Source organism: Rhodanobacter denitrificans, assembly GCF_003335105.1.
Lineage (GTDB): Bacteria > Pseudomonadota > Gammaproteobacteria > Xanthomonadales > Rhodanobacteraceae > Rhodanobacter > Rhodanobacter denitrificans_A.
In genome coordinates this window covers 70,834-91,323 of sequence record NZ_QFWQ01000007.1, presented here as the reverse complement: position 1 = coordinate 91,323, position 20,490 = coordinate 70,834, and the positions used below count along the sequence as shown (strand labels likewise).

Genomic DNA, 20,490 nt, shown 5'->3' with positions numbered 1-20,490 from the left:
CAGCGGCATGTCGCGTTTTGCGGAAAGGCGTTATCAGCGCAGGGTGGCCCTGGCGATGGTGTTGTATGTCGTCGTGCTCTTGCTGGCATGGCCGTTGGTGCGCAGCACGGTCAGTCAGCCGCTGCGGATCGTGCTGGCGCTGCTGCCGACGTTGCCGGTGCTCTATGTGATCTGGCAGATGGTGCAGCGGGTACGCCACGGCGACGAGCTGGAGCAGCGCACGCACCTCATCGCGCTGGGTGTGTCCACGGCCATCGTGGGCGTGGCCAGCTTGGTCGGCGGTTTCCTCGCGGCGGCGGGCGTCGTGCAACTGGATGGCTCGATCCTGATCTGGGTATTTCCGGTGATGTTGCTCGGCTATCAGGCGGCGCAATGGTGGGTGGTGCGCCACTACGGCAACGAAGCGGCCTGCACCGGTGACGACGCCGACATGCCGCTGCGCTGGCGCATGCTGCTGGCTGCCGGGTTGATCGCCGTGGTGGGGTGGTTCGCCTTCCGCCGCCGGGACGCCTTCGATGCCGGACTGTTCATGGGCATGGCGGCGGCGGTCGTGCTTGTCGTGCTGGTGCAGGGCATCATTCATTGGCGGCGCCGTCGTTCCGCCAGTGGACCGTCCCATGACGCCTGAGCCCGGTTTCGCCGCAACCACCGGGAACCGCCATGCGCGCCGTCCGTAAGCGCTACCTGCGCGAGTTCGTTCCGGCGATTGCCGGTTGCGCGGTGCTGATCGTGATGTCCGGTTTCCTGGCGCCGGTAACCGGAAGCCTGCCGGTGCGGATCGTGCTGACGCTGCTGCCGGTGCTGCTGGCGATCTGTGCGGCGGTGCGGGTGCTGCGCGATCAGGACGAGCCGGAGCGGCGCATCGATCTGGAATCGTTCGCGATCGCCCCGATGGTCACCGGTTTCGGCTTTTTCAGCTTCGGCCTGTTGCAACTGGCGGACGTGGGTTGGCAGCTGCGCGGCGGAGCGGTGGTGATGCGGGTGTTGCCGTGCCTGTTCGCCAGCTTCGGCATCGCCAAGCTGTTGGTTTCCCGGCGCCATCGAAACCATGCATAACCACGTGCGCGAACTGCGCGGCGAACGGGGCTGGTCGCAGGCCGACCTGGCTACGCGGCTGGACGTGTCCCGGCAGACCGTCAATGCGATCGAGACCGGCAAGTACGACCCCAGCCTGCCGCTGGCCTTCAGAATCGCGCAATTGTTCGGCCAGCCCATCGAATCCATTTTTGCACCCGGGGAGTAACACGTGAGCATGAAACCCAGAGCACGCATGGGCGTCTTTGTCGCCATCGCGGTGGCGATCTTCGCGGGTCATCGCGTTTCCCATCATCGCGGGCAGGACTACGACCGGCCTCCGGCGGCAGCGTCGTCGGAGAGCCTGGCGGCTCCCGTCGCCAAGGCTGCGCCGGCAGTCTGGAAACTCGGTTCGCTGACGCTCACCGCATGCGAACTGGCCCAGCCGAACAGCGGGCTGAGCACGGCGGCGTGGTGCACCGACTTCCCGGTGCCGGAGAACCGCGCCGACCCGCACGGCCGCACGATCAGGCTGAAGCTGGCGGTGCTGCGTTCGCGTGCACAGGTGGCCAGCCCGGACATGCTGGCGTTCCTCGCCGGCGGTCCCGGCCAGGCCGCCACCGACTCGGCCGGCGCGGTGGCGTCGGTGCTGCAGCCGCTGCTGGCGCATCGCCATGTGCTGCTGGTGGACCAGCGTGGCACCGGCGGTTCGAATGCACTCAGCTGCAAGCACGCCGACGAGCGCGCCGCGCCCGGCGACGACGGCACGCTCGACGCCGGCAAGTTGCGCGCGGCCGCCGCCGAGTGCCTGCACCAGCTGGCCGGCCATGCCGACCCGCGCTACTACACCACCACGATCGCGGCGCAGGACCTGGAGGACGTGCGCAAGGCGCTAGGTGCGCCGCCGCTCGACCTGCTCGGCGTTTCGTATGGCACGCGGCTGGCGCAGCAATACGTGCAGCGCTTCCCGGATGCCGTGCGCAGCGTGGTGCTGGACAGCGCGGTGCCCAACACGCTGGCGCTGGGCGAGGATTTCGCGCGCAACCTGGACGAGGCACTGAGGGCGCAGTTCGCCCGCTGCACCGCCGAGCCGGCCTGCAGGAAGCAGTTCGGCGACCCGGACCAGACCCTGTATCAGCTGCGCGACGCGCTGCGCGCGAACCCGCACGAGGTGAGCTTCCGCGATCCGCAGAGCTACCAGACGGTGAAGCGGATGCTGGACGAGGACTCGCTGGCCAGCGTGGTGCGCATGTTCGCCTACACGCCGGCCACCGCCGCGCTGCTGCCGCTGTCGATCGACGCTGCTGCCCATGGCGACGTCGGCCCGTTGCTGGGCCAGGCCAAGCTGCTGTCCGGCGAGCTGTCCGACCTGATGGGCAGCGGCATGCAGTACGCGGTGATCTGCAGCGAGGACGCCGACCTGCTCACGGCGCGCCCCGGGGATGCGCAGACCATCCTCGGCACGCGCATGGTCGACGCGCTGAAGGCGGTCTGCTCGGCGTGGCCGAAAGGCGCGCGCCCGGCAGATTTCCACCAGCCGCTGAAGACGGACAAGCCGGTGCTGCTGCTGGCCGGCCAGTACGACCCGGTCACTCCGCCGCGTTACGCGGAAGAGGTTGCGAAGGGACTGCCGAACGCGCGCGTGCTGGTGCTCAAGGGGCAGGCGCACAACGTGATGGCGGCGGGCTGTACGCCGCAGCTGATCCAGCACTTCGTCGAGAAGCCCGACCCGAGGGCGCTGGATGCGAGTTGCCTGGAGAGGCTGCAAGCCACGCCGATCTTCATCGACTTCAATGGAGCCACCCCATGATCGAGGTAAGGGATCTGCACAAGGCGTTCGGTGCGGTGAAAGCCGTCGACGGCGTCGGCTTCAGCGCCCGCGACGGCGAGATCACCGGCCTGCTCGGCCCCAATGGCGCCGGCAAGACCACCACGCTGCGCATGCTGTACACGCTGATGGCGCCGGATCGCGGCCAGGTGCTGGTCGACGGTATCGACGGGGCGGTCGATCCGCTCGGTGTGCGCCGCCAGCTCGGTGTGCTGCCGGATGCGCGCGGCCTGTACAAGCGGCTCAGCGCGCGCGAGAACATCGATTATTTCGGGCGCCTGCACGGCCTGCCGGAGGACCTGCTGGCGAGCCGGCGCGAGGCGCTGGTCAAGGCGCTGGAGATGGAGGACATCGCCGACCGCCGCACCGAGGGTTTCTCGCAGGGCCAGCGGGTGAAGACCGCGATCGCCCGCGCGCTGGTGCACGACCCGCGCAACGTGATCCTCGACGAGCCGACCAATGGCCTCGACGTGATGGCCACCCGCGCGCTGCGCCGGTTCATGCGGCAGCTGAAGGACGAGGGCCGCTGCGTGCTGTTCTCCAGCCACATCATGCAGGAGGTCGCCGCGCTGTGCGACCGCATCGTGGTGATCGCGCACGGCCGCGTGGTGGCCGACGAATCACCGGACGCGCTGCGTGCGCAGACCGGCGAATCCAACCTGGAAGACGCCTTCGTGAAGATCATCGGCAGCGAAGAGGGACTGGCGGCATGAACAAGGCAACCCCGAAAACCCGCGCCTTCCTCACCGTGTTCCTGAAAGAGGTGAAGGAGAACCTGCGCGACCGCCGGACCCTCGTCAGCGCCTTTCTCACCGGCCCGCTGCTGGGGCCGCTGCTGTTCGTGATGATGATCAACTACGCCCTCACCCGCGAACTGGACAAGGCCGAGAAACCGCTGCCGGTACCGGTGATCGGCGCCGAACACGCGCCGAACCTGGTCTCTGCATTGAAGGCCGGCGGCGTGGTGCCGGGCGCGCCGGTGGCCGACCCCGCCCAGGCGGTGCGCAAGCAGGACGCCGACGTGGTGCTGCGCATCGCGCCCGGTTACGGCAAGGCCTGGCGCGAGGGCGAGCCGGTGCAGGTGGAGCTGTTCTACGACTCCTCGCAGCGCGACGCCAATACCTCGGTGGAGCGGGTGACCAAACTGGTCGAAGGCTATGCCCGCCAGCAGGGCGCGATGCGGCTGGTCGCGCGCGGCCTCTCGCCGGGCACGGCGTGGCCGCTGCAGGTGGCCCGGCGCGACCAGGCCACGCCACAGTCGCGCGCGGTGCTGATGTTTGCGATGCTGCCGTACTTCTTCGTGATCACCATCTTCATGGGCGGCATGTACCTGGCGATCGACCTCACCGCCGGCGAGCGCGAACGGCAGTCGCTGGAACCGCTGTTCGCCAACCCGGTGCCGCGCTGGAAGATCCTGTGCGGCAAGCTGGCGGCGATCTGCGCGTTCTCCACCGCCAGCCTGCTGATCACCCTGCTGGCGTTCGCGGTGGTGGGGCAGTTCATCCCCGCCGGCAAGATCGGCATGGAGCTGGACCTCGGCCTGCGCTTCGCCACTTGCGTGCTGCTGCTGATGCTGCCGCTGGTGGTCCTGCTGGCCGCGCTGCAGTCGATGGTGGCGGCGTTCGCCAAGAGCTATCGCGAGGCGCAGACCTACATCTCGCTGCTGATGCTGGTGCCGATCATCCCCAGCCTGTTGCTGTCGTTCATGCCGATCAAGGCGCAGGCGTGGATGTATGCGGTGCCGCTGCTGGGCCAGAACCTCGGCATCATGCAGCTGCTGCGCGGCGACGGTGTCAGCGGCGAACAGCTCGGCCTGTGCCTGGCTGGCAGCACGGCGGCGGCACTGCTCGCGGTGCTGGTGACCGCGCAGCTGTACCGTTCGGAGAAGCTGGCGATCTCGGCCTGAGCCATGCATGGCTCCTCCCCTCCAGGCAGGGGAGGTAGTGCCGATGGCATGAGCGAAGGCCGGCCTGCCCCTGCTCCTTCCCTGCTTGCGGGAAGGGAGACGGCTCTGAGGTTCAGCGCGGCGGCGCGGTCAGTTCACGGGCGTCGAGGTAGCCGTGGTGGTGGCGGTCGAGCTTGTGGAACTGGCGGCGAAGGTTGTCCTGGTATTCCTTCAGCGTGATCGGTTTGCCGCGGCTACCGGGCAGTTCGCCGCTTTCCAGTACGCCGTCGTGGTTGGTGTCCATGCGCTCGAAGCCCCGGCTCATGTAGGCCACGTATTCGGCTTCGCTCACCTTGCCGTCACCGTTGGCGTCGAACAGCCTGAGGTAGTCCGCGCGCGAGTCCTGCGCGAGCGCGGCCAGCGGCAGCAGGAGCGCCGCGGCGATGGCGGCGCGCCGCATCAGCGGTGGCCGCCGTGGATGCCGATGAACTGCAGAAATTCGGCGCGGGTGCGCGCATCGTCGCGGAAGGTGCCGAGCATCTGGCTGGTCACCATCGACACGCCGCGCTTGTGCACGCCGCGAGTGGTCATGCACTCGTGGCTGGCGTCGACCACCACCGCCACACCGGCCGGCTGCAGGGTCTCCTGGATGCACTGCGCGATCTGCGCGGTGAGCTTTTCCTGCACCTGGAAACGGCGCGCGAAGCCTTCGACCACGCGCGCCAGCTTGCTGATGCCCACCACCCGGTTGGTCGGCAGGTAGCCGACATGGGCGCGCCCGATGATCGGCGCCATGTGGTGCTCGCAGTGGCTCTCGAACTCGATGTCGCGCAGCACCACCATCTCGTCGTAGCCGTTCACCTCCTTGAAGGTGCGGCGCAGGTAGTCGCCCGGGTCGGATTCGTAGCCGGAGAACCAGTCGCGGTACGCCTTCACCACCCGCTTCGGGGTGTCCAGCAGACCCTCGCGCGAAGGATCCTCGCCGGCCCAGCGCAGCAGCGTGCGCACTGCCTCCTCGGCCTGCTCCTGGCTGACATCGTAAGGGTTGCGCTGCTCGCTCATGGGGAATCTCGGGTGGACGGATGGGGCAGTTTAACGTCCGCGTCAAGCCGGCGCAGGTCCGGGCGTGGCGGGGAAGTCACGTCTCGGCGTCGTCGTCGCTGTCGTCCGGTGCGGGCACGTCGTCCAGCAATTGTCGGGTGACTTCGCCCGGGGCGGTTTCCACGCCGCGCAGTCTGCGTTCGATGGCGCGGGTACGCACGCCGGTCGCGTCGATCTGGTTGCTGGCCTGGTCGAGATTCTTCTTGACCTTGTCCAGCACCGCGCCGAACTTGCCGAATTCGGTCTTGACCGCGCCCAGCAGTTGCCATACCTCGCTGCTGCGCTTTTCGATCGCCAGCGTGCGGAAGCCGGCCTTGAGGCTGGTCAGGATCGCCGCCAGCGTGGTCGGCCCGGCGACCGTGATGTGATGGTCGCGCTGCAGCGACTCGAACAGGCCCGGCCGCCGCAGCACTTCGGCGAACAGGCCCTCGGTGGGCAGGAACAGGATGGCGAAATCCACCGTGTGCGGCGGCACCACGTACTTGCTGCGTATGCGTTTGGCTTCCTCACGCACGCGTCGCTCCAGCGCGTTGGCGGCGTCCGCGGCGGCGACGGCGCTGGCGTTTTCCTGGGCCTCCTGCAGACGCTGGTAATCCTCGAGCGGGAACTTGGCGTCGATCGGTAGCCACAATGGGGCGCCGTCGACACCGTTCGGCATGTGGATGGCGTATTCCACCCGCGCGTCGGCGTTGGGCACCACGGCCACGTTGGCGGCGTACTGGTCGGACGTGAGCAGCTGTTCGAGCAGGGCGCCGAGCTGGGTTTCGCCCAGTACGCCGCGTGTCTTCACGTTGCCGAGCACGCGCTTCAGGTCGCCGACGCCGGTGGCCAGGGTCTGCATCTCGCCCAGCCCGCGCTGCACCGCTTCGAGCCGTTCGGACACCAGCTTGAAGGACTCGCCGAGGCGGGTTTCGAGCGTGGCGTGCAGCTTCTCGTCGACGGTGGCGCGCATCTGCTCGAGCTTGGCTGCGTTGTCCTGCTGGATCGCGCCGAGCTTGGCCTCCAGCGTGGCGCGCACCTCGCCCATGCGCTTCTCGTGTTCAGCGCCGAGCGCGCTGAAGCGCTGCTGCTGCTGCTCGCCGAAATGGTTGAGCGCGAGCGTGGTTTCCGCGCGGCTCTTGCGCGCGTCCTCGGCGAGTTGCTGCGCCAGCGTCTGCAGGCCCTGGCTGGTACCGTCGGTGAGGGCGGCGAGGCGCTGGCCGAAGCCGTCGATCCTCTCGGCCTGCTGCTGCGACATGCCGCCGAGCTGCTCGCCGACGTGTCTACGGAAACGGTCGAAACCCTGTTGCAGCTCCTCGCGCCCGGCGCGCTGTTCCTCGCGCAGGGTGCGTTCGACGCGTGCGCTGTCGTCCTTCAGGGCATCGAGTTTCGCGCCCAGGCCGGGGTCGCCGCGTCCGCGCAGCAGCACCGCGATCTGCAACAGCAGCACCAGCGCGGCGAGGATGACGAGGGCAATCAGCAGGACTTCGTTGAGCGGCATGGAACGTTTTCCCGGGTCGATGCATCCAGTGTACGTCGAGTGGTCTCATCGGCTGCGCCTATTTCACGTCGCTGCTGCCGCAGCGGTGCATCATGGGCCGATCCGTCGGCCCGGGAGACAGATATGGAACATGTTCACGATTACCTGATCATCGGCGGCGGCATGGCCGCCGACGCGGCCGCCAAGGCGATCCGCGAGATCGATGCCGCGGCGAACGTCGGCATCGTCGGTGCCGAGGCGCAGCCGCCGTACCAGCGGCCGCCGCTGTCCAAGGCGCTGTGGAAGGGCGACAAGTCGGTGGCCGACATCGACCTTGCCACCGCGCGAAGCGGCGCGACGCTGCATACGGGCCGGCATGTCGAGTCGCTGGACCGCGTGGCGCGCACCGCGCACGACGACCGCGGCGACAGCTACCGCTACCGCCGCCTGCTGCTGGCCACCGGCGCCACCCCGCGGCGGCTGCCGTTCGAGGGCGGCGAGCGGATCATCCATTTCCGCACGCTGGACGATTACCAGGCCTTGCGCCGTTACGCTCAGCCCGGTGCCTTCATCGCGGTGATCGGCGGCGGCTTCATCGGCTGCGAGCTGGCGGCATCATTGTGCAGCCTTGGCTGCAAGGTGACCCTGCTGTTTCCCGGCGGGACGATCGGCGCGGGGCGCTACCCCGAGGGCCTGGCGCATTATCTCGACGACTATTACCGCAGTCGCGGCGCTGACGTGCGCGCCGGCGTGCGCGTGCAAGGCAGCAACCCCACCGACGGCGGCGTGGAACTGGTGTTGTCCGACGGCAGCCTGCTGCGCGTGGAGGCGGCGGTGGCCGGTCTCGGCGTGACGCCGAACACCGCGCTGGCCGAGCAGGCCGGAGTCGCCGTCGACGACGGCATCGTGGTCGATGCCCAGCTGCGCAGCAGTGACGCGGACATCTGGGCCGCCGGCGACGTGGCCAACTTCCACAACCCGGCGCTGGGCCGGCGCCTGCGCGTGGAGCACGAGGACGCGGCGGTCAGCATGGGCCGGCATGCCGGCCGCGCAATGGCCGGCGTGGCCGGGGAATACACCGTGCTGCCGTTCTTCTATTCGGACCTGTTCGACCTCGGCTACGAGGCGGTCGGCCTGCTCGACACGCGGCTGCAGGTGGTCGAGGACTGGCGCGAGCCGAACCGCGAGGGCGTGGTGTACTACCTCGACGGCGGCCGCGTGCGCGGCGTGCTGTTGTGGAACACCTGGGGCCAGGTGGACGCTGCGCGCGAGCTGATCGCGCAACCCGGGCCGTTCGACGCCGCCTCGCTGCGCGGGCGACTGCCGCGCAACGCGTAAACAACCTCTACCGAAAGGCGACCCTGATCCATCCGGCAGCCTCGTAGGGCGGGCTGCCCGCCGGCTTTGGTCCTTGTGGATGTGAGGTGGGGCGGCGGGCGGTGCCCGCCCTACGGAACTCCGGAGGGCTCACTCCACCCGGCAGAACACTGCCTTCAGGTACCGCCCTTCCGGCACGTCGGTGCGGAACGGATGGTCTGCGCCGGCGCCGCGCACTTCCAGCACCTGGATTTCGCGGCCGGCGTTGAGCGCCACCCGGCGCAGCATCTCCAGGAACTCGCCTTCGCCGACCAGGCCGGTGCACGAGCAGGTCAGCAGCAGGCCGCCGGGCGGGATGATGTCCAGCGTCATGCGGTTCATCGCGAAGTACTTCTTCAGCGCGTCCATCACCTTGCTGCGGTCGCGGGTGAGCTTGGCCGGGTCGAGGATCACCGCGTCGTAGCGCTCGCCGCGCGCCACCGCGGCGCGCACCCAGTCGAAGATGTCGGATTGCTCGAACGCCACCGCGACGTTGTTCGCGGCGGCGTTGGCGCGGGCGACTTCCAGAATGCCCGCATCCAGATCCACGCCGACCGCTTCACGCGCGCCGGCCGCCATCGCGTGCACCGCGAAGCCACCGGCGTTGCAGCACAGATCGAGCACGCGGCGGCCTTTCGCCAGCTCCGCGAAGCGCTTGCGGTTGTCGCGCTGGTCGGCGAAGAAACCGGTCTTGTGGCCGGAGCCGGGCGCGGCGTGGAAGCGCAGGCCGTGCTCGCGCACCTCGAACGCGGCGGGCACGTCGGGGCTGCGGCAGTCGAACGATTCCTGCTTCTGCACGTGCGATTCGGCGAACCAGTACAGCTGCGCGCCGGGGAAGTGCGCCAGCAGCGCGGCGTGGATCGCCTCGCGGAACTTCCACATGCCGGCGGCGAAATATTCGATCACCAGAACGTCGGCGTAGCGGTCGACGATCAGCCCGGAGAGTCCGTCGCCCTCGCTGTGCACTACGCGCCAGGCATCGCTGACCTGGTCGAGCTGCAGCCAGTCACGGCGCAGCTGCACGGCGCGGGCGATGTGCGCGGCGATCCAGTCGGAGTCGATCACCGCATCCGGATGCGTGTCGAGCAGGCGCAGCGCGATGCGCGCGTGACCGTTCCAGAACGCGCGGCCGACGAAGCGATCCTTCGCGTCGTGCACCTCGACCACGCTGCCCGGCGGCAACTTCTGCTCCGGCTTGTAGATCTGCGCCGACCACACCCACGGATGGCCGGGGCTGCGATCGGATTTCAGGCGGATGACGGGAAGCGCAGCGGACGTATTCATCCACGCATGATAGCTGGTGCTCTGCGCCTCTCCCTGCTTGGCAGGGGAAGGGATCACGGCGTCAGCGCAGCCGCAGCACCAGCCACGACAGCAACGCCAGCAGATTGAGGCCCAGCCTCGACACCGCCGGCCCGGCCATCGCCAGCACGAAGCCCTGGCTGCCGAAGTGCCAGTCGATACCCAGCCGCGGTGTGGCCTGCAGGGTGACGAACACGTTGACGAAGGCGCCGCAATGCAGCGCATAACTGAATACCGGGGTGGCGATCAGCGGCAACTGCAGCAGCTGCGCCCAGCGCGACAGCCGCACGCCGCCTTCGCTGCCTTCCAGCAGCAGCACGCCGGCGACCAGCACGAAGCCGTACAGGAGCAGGCCGATCAGCGCGAGGATGCTGTCGTGGGTCGAACCCAGCGGCAGCAGGCGGCGCAGCATCAGCGCCGCGCCATAGAAGCCGCCGGCGACTTCGAGGATGCCGATCAGGCGAAAGAGAAAGTTGCGCACGCGTGGTCCCGTTCCAAAAGACGCAAGCTTAGCCGAGCGGGGCCGGAGTGATTTGTGCGGCGTCGCGATTTTCCGCAGAGGGCGATGTGGCTCAGGCCATCAGCACGCCGCGCGCTTCCTCGACGATCGCGTGCGGCACGAAGCGGGCGCTGTCCTGGGTGACCAGCGAGCGGTCCTCGCGGATGCCGATGCCGCAGGCGCGGTCGCCGACCACCCAGCTGCCGACCAGCGGATGCTGGCCATCGAAGCCGGGCAGCGGATGGCAGGCCTGGCGGACGCACGGACCGTCGTAGGGGCCGCCGGTGCGCAGCTCGCGGCCGTCGTCCAGGTGCATCGCGATATTGGCGCCCTCGCGCGAATGCAGCGGCTTGCGCACCCAGCCGCGCGGCAGCGCGCCGCCGCCGTCGAATTCGGCGGCCAGCAGGTTCGGATGGCCGCGATGCGCCTCCCACAGCAGCGGCAGGATGCCCTTGTTGCTGAGCAGCGCCTTCCACGGCGGCTCGATCAGCTGCAGGCCGGCGCGCGGCAGGTACGCACCGAACGATTCGCGGAACAGGTCCTCCAGCGGATACAGCTTGAACAGGCAGCCGATCACGTTGTCGTCGAGGTCGGTGAAGCGGCCGTCGGCGGAGATGCCGATGTCCTCGATCGCCAGCGCGCCGCAGTCGATGCCGGCCTGCAGCGCGCAGTCGCGCAGGTAGGCGACCGTGCCCTGGTCCTCCACCGAGTCGCGCACGGCGGCGAAGTGGAACGGCCGCGCGATTCCGCGCGCGATCGTGCCGAACGCTTCCACCAGGGATTCGTAGATCGAGTTGAACTGGTCGCTGCCGGCGGGCAGCACGCCGCGCGCGAGCTGGTCCTCCAGCCATTGCCACTGGAAGAACGCGGCTTCGAACAGCGAGGTCGGCGTGTCGTAGTTCAGCTCATAGAGCCTGGCCGGGCCGGTGCCGTCGTAGGCGAAATCCAGGCGGCCGTAGAGGTGCGGGTCGCGCTTGCGCCAGCTTTCGGCGATCCAGTCCCAGTAAGGTTCGGGGATCGCCAGCTGGCGCAACTGCTGTTCGCTGCCCATGATGCGCTCGATCATGTCCAGCGCCATCGCGTGCAGTTCTTCCGTGGGCGCCTCGATGTCCTGCTCGATCTCGCGCAAGGTGAACGCGTAGTACGCCGACTCGTCCCAGTATGGAGCGTCGTCGATGGTGTGGAAGCCGAAGCCGCAGGCGGCGGCCTTGGCGCGCCAGTCGGGGCGCTCGGCCGTGGCGATGCGGCGCATCAGCCGCCGATGCCGCGGCTGCTGCCGGACGTGCCGAAGCCGGAACGGCTGACCGTGACCGCACGGTTCGGCGTGGCGTTGACCGGCACCATCGCGGTGCCGGCGCCGCCGCTGTAGACGCCGCCGGCACCGGCGGCCGGGCGCTGCCAGCCGCCGTTGCTGTCGCGGAACGCGGGCGCGCTGTTGAAGCCGCTCGCGGCCATGCCGTTGCGCATCATCTGCGACAGGAAGAAGCCGGTCATCAGCGGGCCGAAGAACGAATGATTGCCGCCGTCGCTGCGTTCGGCGCACTGCTCCTTGCCGTAGCTGGCCTCGCACGCCTCGCGGTTGGCGAAGCGCGGCGCGGTGGCCGTCGCGTCCTGCTGCGCCTTGGCGAACGCCTGCTGGCAGGTGGCGCTGTCGTTGGTCTGCGCCACGCAGGCCGCGACCGAGGTGTACAGGCCTTCGCGCGAGGCGCTTTCGCTGCGGTCGCAGGCGGTCAGCAACAACGGAGCCGTGCTCATCAGCAGCAGGGCGGCGGTGCGGGATCGTTTCATGGGCACGCTCGGCAGGGTATCCGGCCAAGCATGCCTGCTTGCGTGTGCGGAAGGAAGTTCTTGCGGCCGCATGCCGCGGCGCGCCTTCATGCCAGCGCGTCGGCCAGCTCGTGCAGGTCGGCGACGTGCTGTTCCCACCAGCGCGATTCGGCGGCGAACGGGAACGCGGCGGGGAACGCCGGGTCGTGCCAGCGCGCGGCGATCCAGCCGGCATAGTGCAGCTGGCGCATCGCGCGCAGCGCCGGGACCAGCGCCAGCTCGGCGTGGTCGAACGGGCGGAACTGCCGATAGCCCTCGAGCACGGCGTCCATCGCGCGCTCGCTGCTGGCGAGCATCCACAGGTCCTGTACGGCAGGGCCGGTGCGGGCATCGTCGAAGTCGACGAAGTGCGGGCCGGCGTCGGTCCACAGCACGTTGCCCGGGTGGCAGTCGCCGTGCAGGCGCAGCTGGCGTGCCGGGCCGACCGCCTCAAGGCGTGTGGCGATCGCGGCATCCAGCCGTGTCGCCGCGGCGTGGTAGTTCGCGTGCAGCGCCGTGGGCAGCAGCGACGAGGCGAGCACCGCGTGCATCGGCTGCTGCACCATCGTGTCGCGATCGAGCTGGCCGCGATGCGCGAACGGCGCACGGGCGCCGATCAGGTGCAGGCGCGCGATCAGCCGGCCCAGCCACTGCAGCTGGTCGATCGCCTCCAGTTCCGGCGCGCGGCCGCCGCGGCGCGGGGTCAGCGCGTAGCGGAAGCCGCCGTGGTGCAGCAGGGTGTGACCGCCGAAGGCGAGCGGCGCCACCACCGGCAGCTCGGCCTCGGCCAGTTCCTGCGTGAACGCATGTTCCTCGATGATCGCCGCGTCGCTCCAGCGGCCGGGCCGGTAGAACTTCGCGATCACCGGGGCGGAGTCTTCCAGTCCCACCTGCCACACCCGGTTCTCGTAGCTGTTCAGCGCCAGCAGCCGGCCGTCCGGCCACAGGCCGCAGGTGCCCACCGCATCGAGCACCAGATCGGGGGTAAGGGTGGAGTACGGCGTGCCGGCTGTCATCGGGTACCGCGCCTCTTTCGATCGCCTCCTCTCCCCACGCGGGGGAGAGGATTGAGGTGAGGGGCGGGTGCTCGCGGGAACGTCACGGTCAACGCACGCCCATGCCGCGCGCCGGGATCACCGCCATGGTGATGCGCGAGATGCATACCAGCGCGCCTTCCTCGTTCTCGATGCGGATCTCCCACACCTGGGTGGTGCGGCCGATGTGCAGCGCCTTCGCGGTACCGGTGACGGTGCCCTCGCGCACGCCGCGCACGTGGTTGGCGTTGATGTCCAGCCCCACCGCCAGTTCCTTCTCGGGATCCAGCGTGAGCATCGCCGCGGTGCTGCCCAGCGTCTCGGCCAGCGCCACCGAGGCGCCGCCGTGCAGCAGGCCGTACGGCTGGTGGGTGCGCCGGTCGACCGGCATGCTGCCGGCCAGCCAGTCGTCGCCGACCGCAGTGATGCGGATGCCCAGCGTCTCCATCAGGGTATTGGCGCTCCAGCCGTTGAGGCGGGCGAGGTCGGCGGGCTGTTTCCAGAGGCTCATCGTTGATTCCCGTGATGCAAGGCCGCATTGTTGTCCGCAGCGATCGCCGCGACAATGCTGCTGGTGCTTACCGTCACTCTCAAATCTTCCGGTCGCCGGTTCTTGGTGGCTCCCGGCGAAACCGTGCTGGAGGCGGCGCAGCGCGCCGGCGTGGCGTTGCCCTATTCGTGCCGGGCCGGCGTCTGCGGGAGCTGCAAGGCGATCCTGCTGGAGGGGCGCTGCGACTACCCGCGCAATCCGCCGCGGGCGCTGGACGCGGGCGCGCTGGCGCAGCATGCGGTGCTGCTGTGCCAGGCGGTACCGGCCAGCGACCTGCTGCTGGAGGCGCGCGAGGTCACCTCGGTGGAGGACATCGCGCGGCGTCAGCTCGACGTGGTGGTGGCGGAGAAATGGCGGCTGGCGCGCGAGGTCATCGGCCTGCGCCTGCTGCCGGCGCACGGCGAGCGCCGGCTGAAGCGACTGCCGGGACAGTACGTGGACGTGCTGCTCGATGACGGCCGGCGCCGGCCGTTCTCGGTCGCCAACGGCCCGCGCGACGACGGCATGATCGAACTGCACGTGCGGCACGTCGCCGGCGGCGGCTTCACCTCGTGGGTCAGCGACCGGCTGCAGCTGGGCGACCGGCTGCGCATCGAGGGGCCGCTGGGCACCTTCGTGCCGCGCGAGGATTCCGAGCGGCCGATGATCTTCATGGCCGGTGGCACCGGCTTTGCGCCGGTCAAGGCGATCGTGGAGCATTTCATCGCACTGGGCACGCGCCGGCCGATGCGGGTGTACTGGGGCGTGCGCGGCGCGGCCGAGCTGTACCTGCGCAACCTGGCCGAATACTGGGGGCGCGAGCTGCCGAACCTGCATTTCTTCCCTGTCGTTTCCGACCCGGCGCAGGCCGACGGGCTGCGCACGGGGCTGGTGCACGAAGCGGTGCTGCAGGACCAGCCGGATCTGTCCGGCCACGACCTGTACATGAGCGGGCCGCCGGCGATGATCGACGCCGCGCACCCGCAGTTCCTCGCCGCGGGCCTGCCGGAGGAACGGCTCTACTACGACTCGTTCGAATACGCGCCGGACGTGCTGGCGCAGATCCTCACCGGGCGCGCCGGCATCCACGATGGCTAGCTAGACCGGTAGGGCGGACATTGTCCGCCGGCTTTTCGATACGTTGCCGGGAGCCCGGGCACCTGCGGGGGGCCGCGCCCGCCCTGATCTTTCGATACGGCGAAGAGCGGGTGCGTGGCTACTTGTTGCCTTTGGCGACGGGCAGCTGCGCCGCGTGCCAGGCCAGCACGCCGCCGCCCAGGGTGTAGACCTTGGCGAAGCCGGCCTTGACCAGGCGCTGCGAAGCCTTCAGCGAATTGCCGTGACCGTCCTTGTCCATCACCACCACCGGCAGTTCCTTTGTCTTCGCCAGGTCCTTGTGCTCCGGGTCGAACTGGCTCATCGCCACGTGCCTCGCGCCAGGCACGTGCATCTTCTCGAACTCGGCGATCGCCGACAGGTCGATCAGCAGCGGGCTCTCGCGGTTGATCAGCTGGGTCAGGCCGGCCGGGCTCAGTTCCTTGACCTTGCTGAACAGCGTGCTGACCTGGATGACGACCAGCGCCAGCAGCAGGATCACGAACAGGGCCGACAAGGCCGCATGGTTGCCTACAAATTCGGGCAGCTTGTGCAGGAAATCGTTCATCGTCAGTCCACTTCGCGCGCGCGGCGCCGATCCGGGTAAACCGGCGATTATACGGGTATGCCGCGGCCGCCGCGGTTCAGTCCTGGGTGATGTCCGGCAGCCCGCTGGTCAGCCACCAGTGCTTGGTCTTCTCGTCGTAGTGCCAGGTCTGGTGGTCGACGACGCTGCGCTCGGACTGGGTGTGGACGTTGATCAGGTTGATCAGCACGGTCTGCTGCACGTCGAACTCGCCGCTCGGCACCGGGCCGGCGCCGTCGTCGTATTCGCTTACCCGCACCTGCTGGTAGCGCGCCAGGTCGAGCTGACTGAGCGGATGGGCGGCGCGGCGGGACGGTTCGATGAACTGCGCCGCGCTGCGGAAGTCGCCCCAGCGCAGCGTGCTGCCGTAGGCCTTCAGCGTGGTGGTCAGTTCGTCGCTGCGGGTCTTGGTGGCGCAACCGGCCAGCGCAAATAGCGTGGACAACGCGACAAGCAGGCTCAGGATGCGGCGCATGGTCTTCCTCCCCGATGGATATCCGGCCATTCTGCCCCAAGTGGCGGCGGACGACTCAGACACGCCGTTTGGCGACGAAGCGGGCGGCCAGGGTGGCGGCGGGCTGGCCGTTGTCGCCGGGAATGACGCAGTCCACGCCGATGCGCGCCTTGCCGCGGGCAGCCAGCGTGTTGAAGAAGGTGGCCCAGTTCGCGTCCCCGGCCAGTTGGGCGTTGCTGTGGAAGTCCTGCCACAGCGGTGCCAGGTAGCGCACGGTCGACTCGGCCACGAACACGTCGCAGTCGAGGCCGCGCCGGCGCAGCGCCAGTTCCACCAGCGCCCAGCCGCTCAGGGTCATCAGGCTGACCAGACTGCCGCCGAATGCGCAGCCCTTGTCGTTCACGTTCGGCGCCAGCGGCGCGCGCAGGCTGAGGAAATCGTCCCCGCTGCCGGCCAGCTGCAGGTCCATGGCGTGGGCCAGCGGGATCTCGTCGCGAATGAACTCGATCAGTTGTCGGGCGGGTGTCGCGGCGTCGTCGATGGTACTCACGTGATCGGGGATTCGGGGGAAGGGAAGCCCGTCAGTGTAGGGCCACCGCTACACTGAGACCATCACAGTGAAGGGACGCGGTGCGCGGATGCAGCGGCAATCCTCCGGAAAACCCCGGCTGCATGGTCGGACCGTGGTGATCACGCGGCCGGCCGGCACCGCCTCGGCGCTGGCGCGGCGGGTGCGCGCACTTGGTGGCGTGCCGCTGTTGCTGCCGGGCCTGGCGCTGCGCGGCGCGGCGGACGAGGCGGCGGCGCGCGACGGCCTGCGGCTGGCGCTGCAGGATGAACTGCTGGTGTTCACCAGTCCCGCTGCGGTGCGTTACGCCGCGGCGCTGCTGCCGCTCGACACGGCGGGCGTGGTGCTGGCGGTGGGTCGGGGCACGGCACGTGCATTGCGTCGGCACGGCGTCGCCGCGCCGCTGGTCCCGCGCGGCATGCAGGACAGCGAAGGCCTGCTCGAACACCCCGCCTTGCGCGACCTGCGCGGGCGCCGGGTGGCGCTGGTCGGCGCGCCCGGCGGTCGCGGCGTGCTGCGCGAACAGCTCGCCGCGCGTGGCGCGCGATTGCGCGAACTGCACGTGTACCGGCGAGTGCCGCCGCGGCTGGATCGCCGCCATCTCGACGCGCTGTCGCGGCTGCGGCCGTCGGCGCGGGTACTGCTCTCCAGCGCCGAGGCCTTGCACAACCTGCGACAACTGCTGCCGGCGGCGGCGTGGGTGCGGCTGTGCGCGGCGACCGCGGTGGCCAGCAGCGGGAGGCTGGCGGCGGCAGCCCGCGCTGCGGGCTTCACGCGCATCGTGTCGGCTGCTTCGGCACTCTCCGCCGATCTGCTCGACGCCGCGGCCGGCGCGGCCTGAGCCCTTCACGCGGGCGTGCTACGAACGCGGCCGTATGGGCTGTTAGCATGCGCGCATGAGCTCCCCAGACCAGTCAAACGAGTCCGTCGCGCCCGAGGGCGCACGTCCCGGCCACGCGCCGGCCGATCCGTCCTTGCGGACCCCGCGTCCGGCATCTCCCGCCCGCGGCGGCAGCCTGGCGCTGGCGGTGCTGTTGGCGCTGATCGCGGTGGGCGCATCCGGTTATGTCGGATGGCGCCAGTGGCAGCAGGAGCGGGGTAGCGCCGGCGACATCCGGCAGCTGGCCGGCCTGCAGCAGCGCGTGGGCACGCTGGAAACCGCGCTGACCGCGGCCGACGGCCAGCGTGACAGCCTGAGCCGGCGGCTGGACGACGCGGTCCAGGTCAACCGTTCGTTGCGAGAGGAACTGCTCGGCCAGGCCGAGCGCACGCGCCACCTCGAGGACGCGGTGGCCAAGCTGGCCGAGAAGAGCCTGTCCGGCCGCGACGGCATGCTGCTGGACGAAACCGAATCGCTGCTGCGCATGGCCGGCGAGCGCTATACGTTGTTCCACGACGCGCAGGGCGCGGCCAACGCGTACGCGCTGGCCGACCAGACCTTGGCCGCCGTCAACGATGGCGCGTTCAGCGGCCTGCGCCAGAGCGTCAACACCGAGCGCGAGGCGCTGGTGAAGAGCCAGCCGGCCAGCCAGGCCGGCGCGCTGCAGCAGTTGGAGGCCCTGCGTGGCGAGCTCGCCGCGCTGCCGCTGAAGCCGCTCGACGCCGACACCGCCCCCGCCACCGACGCCTGGTCGCGCATCCGTCACGCGCTGGCCAGCGTGGTCAGCGTGCAGCGCGACGATGGCGCGCCGCTGGCGGTAGCCGATGCGCGTTTCGCGCGCGAACTGGCCGCGCTCGACCTGGCGCAGGCGCAGGCGGCGTTGCTGGCCCATGACAGCCCGGGTTATGCAGCCGCGCTGCAGCGGGTGGACGGCGCGCTGGCCAGCCAGTTCGACGGCAAGGCAGCGGCCGTGCAGCAGGCACGCGAGACCTTGAAGCAGCTCGCCAGCCAGTTGCCGGCGACCGCGCCGGTGCAGCTGGGCGCCGCGCTGAGCGAACTGCGCAACCTGCGTGCGGTGCACGCGCTCAGCCCCGCGCCGGCCAGTCCCGCGACGGCGGGCGGAGCCCGGCCATGAGGCTCTGGTACGGGATCGGCCTGCTGGTAGTCGCCGCCGCGCTGGCCGCGTTCGGCTGGCACTGGGTGGCGGCCGATCCCGGCTACGTGCTGGTGCGCCTGCGCGGCTGGCGGGTGGAGACCACGGTGGTCGCGGCGCTGGTCCTGCTGCTGCTGGCGTGGGCGTTGATCGTCGTGGCGTGGCGCCTGCTGCGCTGGCCGTTCGGCGCGTTCTCGCGGCGGCACCGGCGGCTCAGCCAGCAACGTCTGGGCGCCGGCCTGATCGCCCTGATGGAAGGCCGCCACGGCGACGCCGAGCGCGACCTCAATCGTGCCTCGCGGCTGGACAGCCTGCGCGGTCCGGCCCTGCTGGCCGCCGCCGAGGCCGCCTCGCGCCGCGGCGAACATGGCCGCGCGCTGGAGGCGCTGGACCAGGCCGCGCAATCCGCGCCGCAGGCGGCACGCGTGCTGCGCGCCCGCGTGCTGCGCCGCGAAGGCCGGCCGGCCGAGGCGCTGGCCCTGCTGATCCCCGAATCCGACAAGGGCACGTTGACCCCGGGCGGCTGGCGCGAGCTGGTCAGGGCGGCGCTGGCCACCGGCGACATCCGGCGCGCCCGCGAAGCGCTGGCGCCGTTGCAGAAGAGCGGCGCGCTGGGCAATCGCGCCTATGCCGCGCTGGAGGCGCAGGTGCTGGTCGCCACCGTCCAGGCCGCGGCGGACGGCGCCAGCCTCAACACGCTGTGGTCGCAGTTGCCGAAGACGCAGCGCCGGGTGCCCGCGGTGATCGACGCCTACGCCCGTCGCGCCGCCGCGTTCGGGCTGACCCTGCCGGCGATGGACGAGGTGGAATCCGCGCTGCGTCGCGAGTGGTCGCCACTCTTGATCGAAACCTACGGCATGCTGGCCGGCGACGACGTCGAGGCGCGCCTGCGCCGTGCTGAAGGCTGGCTCGACGCGCACCCGAACGACGCCAACCTGCTGCTCACGCTCGGCCGCATGTGCGTGCGGCTGAAACTATGGGGCAAGGCGCGGCAATACCTGCAGCGCTCGCTCGCCCTGGCGCCGGGTGCCGGTGCGTGGGAAGCGCTCGGCGATACGTTTGCCGGGCAGGGCGATGCCGAACAGGCGCAGCGCTGTTATCGCAATGCATTGGCGTTCGGCCGCGGCGACGCGATCGTCCCGCTGGCGCAAATGGCCAATCCGCTGCAGCCCGATACGCAACCGGTCGCGCTGGAGGAACGCGACATGCATGGCGTGCCGCGGTTGCGTGGATAGCTTTGCCGTCGGGTCGAAAGCTTAAAAAGTGGAAAGCCAGGGGTGTCAGCTTCACCTGTTCGATGGGGCAGTCAGGCGGCGATCCGCTCGATGCGTCCCACCGCCTTGCCCAGCGCCCGGTGCGCTTCCTCCAGGTCGTAGTCGGCCTGCAGGCCCAGCCAGAAGCGCTCGCTGGTGCCGAGCGCGGCGGCAAGCCGCACGGCAGTGTCGGCGGTGACGCCGCGCTTGCCGAGCACGATCTCGTTGATGCGGCGCGGCGGGACGCCGGCGGCGCGGGCGAGGGCGTTCTGGCTGATGTTCAGCGGCAGCAGGAACTCTTCGAGGAGCACTTCGCCTGGATGGATGTTGGGCAGGGTCTTCATGGCCGACTCCGGTAATCAGTGGTAATCGACGATTCCCACGTCGTGGGCATCGCCGTCCTTCCAGCGGAAGCAGACGCGCCATTGGTCGTTGATGCGGATGCTGTGGCAGCCCTTGCGGTCGCCCTTCAACGCTTCGAGGCGGTTGGCTGGTGGAATACGCAAATCGTCCGGCGTCGAGGCGTTGTCGAGCATGCGCAATTTGCGGCGCGCGACCGACTGGATATCCATGGGCAGGCGTCGAGACGGCGTGCCGCCCCAGATCTTCTCCGCCTCCTTGTCCGCGAAGCTCCGTATCATGCGGCGACCATAACGCTTTTCGTCATATGACGCAATGCGTTATGGTC

Annotated in this window: 25 protein-coding genes; 11 read left to right on the top strand and 14 right to left on the bottom strand. The window is 69.8% G+C overall.

Annotated features, from left to right (window positions below):
• Positions 1-7: 7 nt before the first annotated feature.
• From DEO45_RS12265 to DEO45_RS12240, 6 genes are read left to right on the top strand one after another with little or no spacing between them, the layout of a single operon-like run.
• Positions 8-628, top strand: coding sequence for a hypothetical protein (locus tag DEO45_RS12265; protein WP_114344080.1), 621 nt, complete (start codon positions 8-10; stop codon positions 626-628).
• A 32-nt stretch (positions 629-660) separates the two neighbouring features.
• On the top strand, positions 661-1,056 hold the full coding sequence (locus DEO45_RS12260; protein ID WP_114344078.1) for a hypothetical protein: 396 nt from the start codon (positions 661-663) through the stop codon (positions 1,054-1,056).
• On the top strand, positions 1,049-1,243 hold the full coding sequence (locus DEO45_RS12255; RefSeq protein WP_189339741.1) for a helix-turn-helix transcriptional regulator: 195 nt from the start codon (positions 1,049-1,051) through the stop codon (positions 1,241-1,243). Before DEO45_RS12260 ends, DEO45_RS12255 begins: the two co-directional genes overlap by 8 nt.
• 9 nt (positions 1,244-1,252) lie before the next feature.
• The gene (locus DEO45_RS12250; protein WP_114344076.1) at positions 1,253-2,824 is read left to right on the top strand and encodes an alpha/beta hydrolase; all 1,572 of its coding nucleotides are present in this window, start codon (positions 1,253-1,255) and stop codon (positions 2,822-2,824) included.
• Entirely contained in the window at positions 2,821-3,555 is a 735-nt protein-coding gene (locus DEO45_RS12245; RefSeq protein WP_114344073.1) for an ATP-binding cassette domain-containing protein, read from the top strand. The genes DEO45_RS12250 and DEO45_RS12245 overlap by 4 nt, the downstream gene beginning before the upstream one ends.
• A complete protein-coding gene (locus DEO45_RS12240) occupies positions 3,552-4,748 on the top strand; it encodes an ABC transporter permease (RefSeq protein WP_114344071.1) in 1,197 nt (398 codons plus the stop codon). Before DEO45_RS12245 ends, DEO45_RS12240 begins: the two co-directional genes overlap by 4 nt.
• A 112-nt stretch (positions 4,749-4,860) precedes the next feature.
• On the opposite strand, the gene DEO45_RS12235 is transcribed toward DEO45_RS12240, so the two are convergent.
• The 3 genes from DEO45_RS12235 to rmuC form a co-directional block, all read right to left on the bottom strand.
• Complete coding sequence (locus DEO45_RS12235; RefSeq protein ID WP_114344069.1) at positions 4,861-5,187, bottom strand: hypothetical protein; 327 nt, start codon at positions 5,185-5,187, stop codon at positions 4,861-4,863.
• Positions 5,187-5,789 (bottom strand): GTP cyclohydrolase I FolE, encoded by a 603-nt coding sequence (gene folE, locus DEO45_RS12230; RefSeq protein ID WP_114344067.1) that lies wholly within the window; start codon positions 5,787-5,789, stop codon positions 5,187-5,189. Before folE ends, DEO45_RS12235 begins: the two co-directional genes overlap by 1 nt.
• A gap of 76 nt (positions 5,790-5,865) precedes the next feature.
• A complete protein-coding gene (rmuC, locus tag DEO45_RS12225; RefSeq protein WP_114344065.1) occupies positions 5,866-7,308 on the bottom strand; it encodes a DNA recombination protein RmuC in 1,443 nt (480 codons plus the stop codon).
• A 123-nt stretch (positions 7,309-7,431) separates the two neighbouring features.
• Here rmuC and DEO45_RS12220 point away from each other — a divergent pair, with 123 nt between their 5' ends.
• Positions 7,432-8,625: an NAD(P)/FAD-dependent oxidoreductase gene (locus tag DEO45_RS12220; protein ID WP_114344063.1), complete on the top strand. Its 1,194-nt coding sequence runs from the start codon at positions 7,432-7,434 to the stop codon at positions 8,623-8,625.
• Between the two features lie 129 nt (positions 8,626-8,754).
• On the opposite strand, the gene DEO45_RS12215 is transcribed toward DEO45_RS12220, so the two are convergent.
• The 6 genes from DEO45_RS12215 to DEO45_RS12190 form a co-directional block, all read right to left on the bottom strand.
• Positions 8,755-9,927, bottom strand: coding sequence for a class I SAM-dependent rRNA methyltransferase (locus tag DEO45_RS12215; protein ID WP_114344060.1), 1,173 nt, complete (start codon positions 9,925-9,927; stop codon positions 8,755-8,757).
• A gap of 61 nt (positions 9,928-9,988) precedes the next feature.
• Entirely contained in the window at positions 9,989-10,426 is a 438-nt protein-coding gene (locus tag DEO45_RS12210) for a hypothetical protein (protein WP_114344058.1), read from the bottom strand.
• 91 nt (positions 10,427-10,517) lie between these two features.
• Positions 10,518-11,696 carry a glutathionylspermidine synthase family protein gene (locus DEO45_RS12205; protein WP_114344056.1) on the bottom strand — a complete coding sequence of 393 codons (1,179 nt, stop codon included), beginning with the start codon at positions 11,694-11,696 and terminating at the stop codon, positions 10,518-10,520.
• Complete coding sequence (locus DEO45_RS12200) at positions 11,696-12,232, bottom strand: DUF1190 domain-containing protein (RefSeq protein WP_114344054.1); 537 nt, start codon at positions 12,230-12,232, stop codon at positions 11,696-11,698. Before DEO45_RS12200 ends, DEO45_RS12205 begins: the two co-directional genes overlap by 1 nt.
• Positions 12,233-12,318: 86 nt before the next feature.
• Positions 12,319-13,266, bottom strand: coding sequence for a serine/threonine protein kinase (locus tag DEO45_RS12195; RefSeq protein WP_114344052.1), 948 nt, complete (start codon positions 13,264-13,266; stop codon positions 12,319-12,321).
• An 88-nt stretch (positions 13,267-13,354) separates the two neighbouring features.
• Positions 13,355-13,795, bottom strand: a complete 441-nt coding sequence (locus tag DEO45_RS12190) for a hotdog fold thioesterase (protein ID WP_114344050.1) — start codon at positions 13,793-13,795, stop codon at positions 13,355-13,357.
• Between the two features lie 54 nt (positions 13,796-13,849).
• On the opposite strand from DEO45_RS12190, the gene DEO45_RS12185 reads away from it, so the two are divergent.
• Positions 13,850-14,911 (top strand): 2Fe-2S iron-sulfur cluster-binding protein, encoded by a 1,062-nt coding sequence (locus DEO45_RS12185; protein ID WP_114344047.1) that lies wholly within the window; start codon positions 13,850-13,852, stop codon positions 14,909-14,911.
• 118 nt (positions 14,912-15,029) lie between these two features.
• Here the strand turns inward: DEO45_RS12185 and DEO45_RS12180 are convergent, their stop codons facing one another.
• From DEO45_RS12180 to DEO45_RS12170, 3 genes are all read right to left on the bottom strand, one after another.
• On the bottom strand, positions 15,030-15,476 hold the full coding sequence (locus DEO45_RS12180) for a rhodanese-like domain-containing protein (RefSeq protein ID WP_114344045.1): 447 nt from the start codon (positions 15,474-15,476) through the stop codon (positions 15,030-15,032).
• A gap of 76 nt (positions 15,477-15,552) precedes the next feature.
• Positions 15,553-15,969, bottom strand: coding sequence for a hypothetical protein (locus tag DEO45_RS12175; protein ID WP_114344043.1), 417 nt, complete (start codon positions 15,967-15,969; stop codon positions 15,553-15,555).
• 55 nt (positions 15,970-16,024) lie between these two features.
• Positions 16,025-16,498 (bottom strand): YiiD C-terminal domain-containing protein, encoded by a 474-nt coding sequence (locus tag DEO45_RS12170; protein WP_114344040.1) that lies wholly within the window; start codon positions 16,496-16,498, stop codon positions 16,025-16,027.
• Positions 16,499-16,586: 88 nt separating this feature from the next.
• On the opposite strand from DEO45_RS12170, the gene DEO45_RS12165 reads away from it, so the two are divergent.
• The 3 genes from DEO45_RS12165 to DEO45_RS12155 are packed head-to-tail and all read left to right on the top strand — an operon-like array spanning position 16,587 to position 19,784.
• Complete coding sequence (locus tag DEO45_RS12165) at positions 16,587-17,357, top strand: uroporphyrinogen-III synthase (RefSeq protein WP_114344037.1); 771 nt, start codon at positions 16,587-16,589, stop codon at positions 17,355-17,357.
• A gap of 55 nt (positions 17,358-17,412) precedes the next feature.
• Positions 17,413-18,531: a uroporphyrinogen-III C-methyltransferase gene (locus tag DEO45_RS12160; RefSeq protein WP_114344035.1), complete on the top strand. Its 1,119-nt coding sequence runs from the start codon at positions 17,413-17,415 to the stop codon at positions 18,529-18,531.
• Positions 18,528-19,784 (top strand): heme biosynthesis HemY N-terminal domain-containing protein, encoded by a 1,257-nt coding sequence (locus tag DEO45_RS12155; RefSeq protein WP_114344033.1) that lies wholly within the window; start codon positions 18,528-18,530, stop codon positions 19,782-19,784. The genes DEO45_RS12160 and DEO45_RS12155 overlap by 4 nt, the downstream gene beginning before the upstream one ends.
• Before the next feature lie 71 nt (positions 19,785-19,855).
• Here the strand turns inward: DEO45_RS12155 and DEO45_RS12150 are convergent, their stop codons facing one another.
• Together DEO45_RS12150 and DEO45_RS12145 are read right to left on the bottom strand one after the other, a co-directional pair.
• Positions 19,856-20,146 (bottom strand): HigA family addiction module antitoxin, encoded by a 291-nt coding sequence (locus DEO45_RS12150; protein WP_114344031.1) that lies wholly within the window; start codon positions 20,144-20,146, stop codon positions 19,856-19,858.
• Positions 20,147-20,161: 15 nt separating this feature from the next.
• Entirely contained in the window at positions 20,162-20,443 is a 282-nt protein-coding gene (locus DEO45_RS12145; RefSeq protein WP_114344028.1) for a type II toxin-antitoxin system RelE/ParE family toxin, read from the bottom strand.
• Between the last annotated feature and the right edge of the window lie 47 nt (positions 20,444-20,490).

Excerpts from the sequence above, each read along its gene's own strand:
- DEO45_RS12265 (WP_114344080.1), top strand. The coding sequence starts at position 8 with ATGTCGCGTTTTGCGGAAAGGCGTTATCAGCGCAGGGTGGCCCTGGCG.
- DEO45_RS12260 (WP_114344078.1), top strand. The coding sequence starts at position 661 with ATGCGCGCCGTCCGTAAGCGCTACCTGCGCGAGTTCGTTCCGGCGATT.
- DEO45_RS12255 (WP_189339741.1), top strand. The coding sequence starts at position 1,049 with ATGCATAACCACGTGCGCGAACTGCGCGGCGAACGGGGCTGGTCGCAG.
- DEO45_RS12250 (WP_114344076.1), top strand. The coding sequence starts at position 1,253 with ATGAAACCCAGAGCACGCATGGGCGTCTTTGTCGCCATCGCGGTGGCG.
- DEO45_RS12245 (WP_114344073.1), top strand. The coding sequence starts at position 2,821 with ATGATCGAGGTAAGGGATCTGCACAAGGCGTTCGGTGCGGTGAAAGCC.
- DEO45_RS12240 (WP_114344071.1), top strand. The coding sequence starts at position 3,552 with ATGAACAAGGCAACCCCGAAAACCCGCGCCTTCCTCACCGTGTTCCTG.
- DEO45_RS12235 (WP_114344069.1), bottom strand. The coding sequence starts at position 5,187 with ATGCGGCGCGCCGCCATCGCCGCGGCGCTCCTGCTGCCGCTGGCCGCG.
- folE (WP_114344067.1), bottom strand. The coding sequence starts at position 5,789 with ATGAGCGAGCAGCGCAACCCTTACGATGTCAGCCAGGAGCAGGCCGAG.
- rmuC (WP_114344065.1), bottom strand. The coding sequence starts at position 7,308 with ATGCCGCTCAACGAAGTCCTGCTGATTGCCCTCGTCATCCTCGCCGCG.
- DEO45_RS12220 (WP_114344063.1), top strand. The coding sequence starts at position 7,432 with ATGGAACATGTTCACGATTACCTGATCATCGGCGGCGGCATGGCCGCC.
- DEO45_RS12215 (WP_114344060.1), bottom strand. The coding sequence starts at position 9,927 with ATGAATACGTCCGCTGCGCTTCCCGTCATCCGCCTGAAATCCGATCGC.
- DEO45_RS12205 (WP_114344056.1), bottom strand. The coding sequence starts at position 11,696 with ATGCGCCGCATCGCCACGGCCGAGCGCCCCGACTGGCGCGCCAAGGCC.
- DEO45_RS12200 (WP_114344054.1), bottom strand. The coding sequence starts at position 12,232 with ATGAAACGATCCCGCACCGCCGCCCTGCTGCTGATGAGCACGGCTCCG.
- DEO45_RS12195 (WP_114344052.1), bottom strand. The coding sequence starts at position 13,266 with ATGACAGCCGGCACGCCGTACTCCACCCTTACCCCCGATCTGGTGCTC.
- DEO45_RS12190 (WP_114344050.1), bottom strand. The coding sequence starts at position 13,795 with ATGAGCCTCTGGAAACAGCCCGCCGACCTCGCCCGCCTCAACGGCTGG.
- DEO45_RS12185 (WP_114344047.1), top strand. The coding sequence starts at position 13,850 with ATGCTGCTGGTGCTTACCGTCACTCTCAAATCTTCCGGTCGCCGGTTC.
- DEO45_RS12180 (WP_114344045.1), bottom strand. The coding sequence starts at position 15,476 with ATGAACGATTTCCTGCACAAGCTGCCCGAATTTGTAGGCAACCATGCG.
- DEO45_RS12175 (WP_114344043.1), bottom strand. The coding sequence starts at position 15,969 with ATGCGCCGCATCCTGAGCCTGCTTGTCGCGTTGTCCACGCTATTTGCG.
- DEO45_RS12165 (WP_114344037.1), top strand. The coding sequence starts at position 16,587 with ATGCAGCGGCAATCCTCCGGAAAACCCCGGCTGCATGGTCGGACCGTG.
- DEO45_RS12160 (WP_114344035.1), top strand. The coding sequence starts at position 17,413 with ATGAGCTCCCCAGACCAGTCAAACGAGTCCGTCGCGCCCGAGGGCGCA.
- DEO45_RS12155 (WP_114344033.1), top strand. The coding sequence starts at position 18,528 with ATGAGGCTCTGGTACGGGATCGGCCTGCTGGTAGTCGCCGCCGCGCTG.
- DEO45_RS12150 (WP_114344031.1), bottom strand. The coding sequence starts at position 20,146 with ATGAAGACCCTGCCCAACATCCATCCAGGCGAAGTGCTCCTCGAAGAG.
- DEO45_RS12145 (WP_114344028.1), bottom strand. The coding sequence starts at position 20,443 with ATGATACGGAGCTTCGCGGACAAGGAGGCGGAGAAGATCTGGGGCGGC.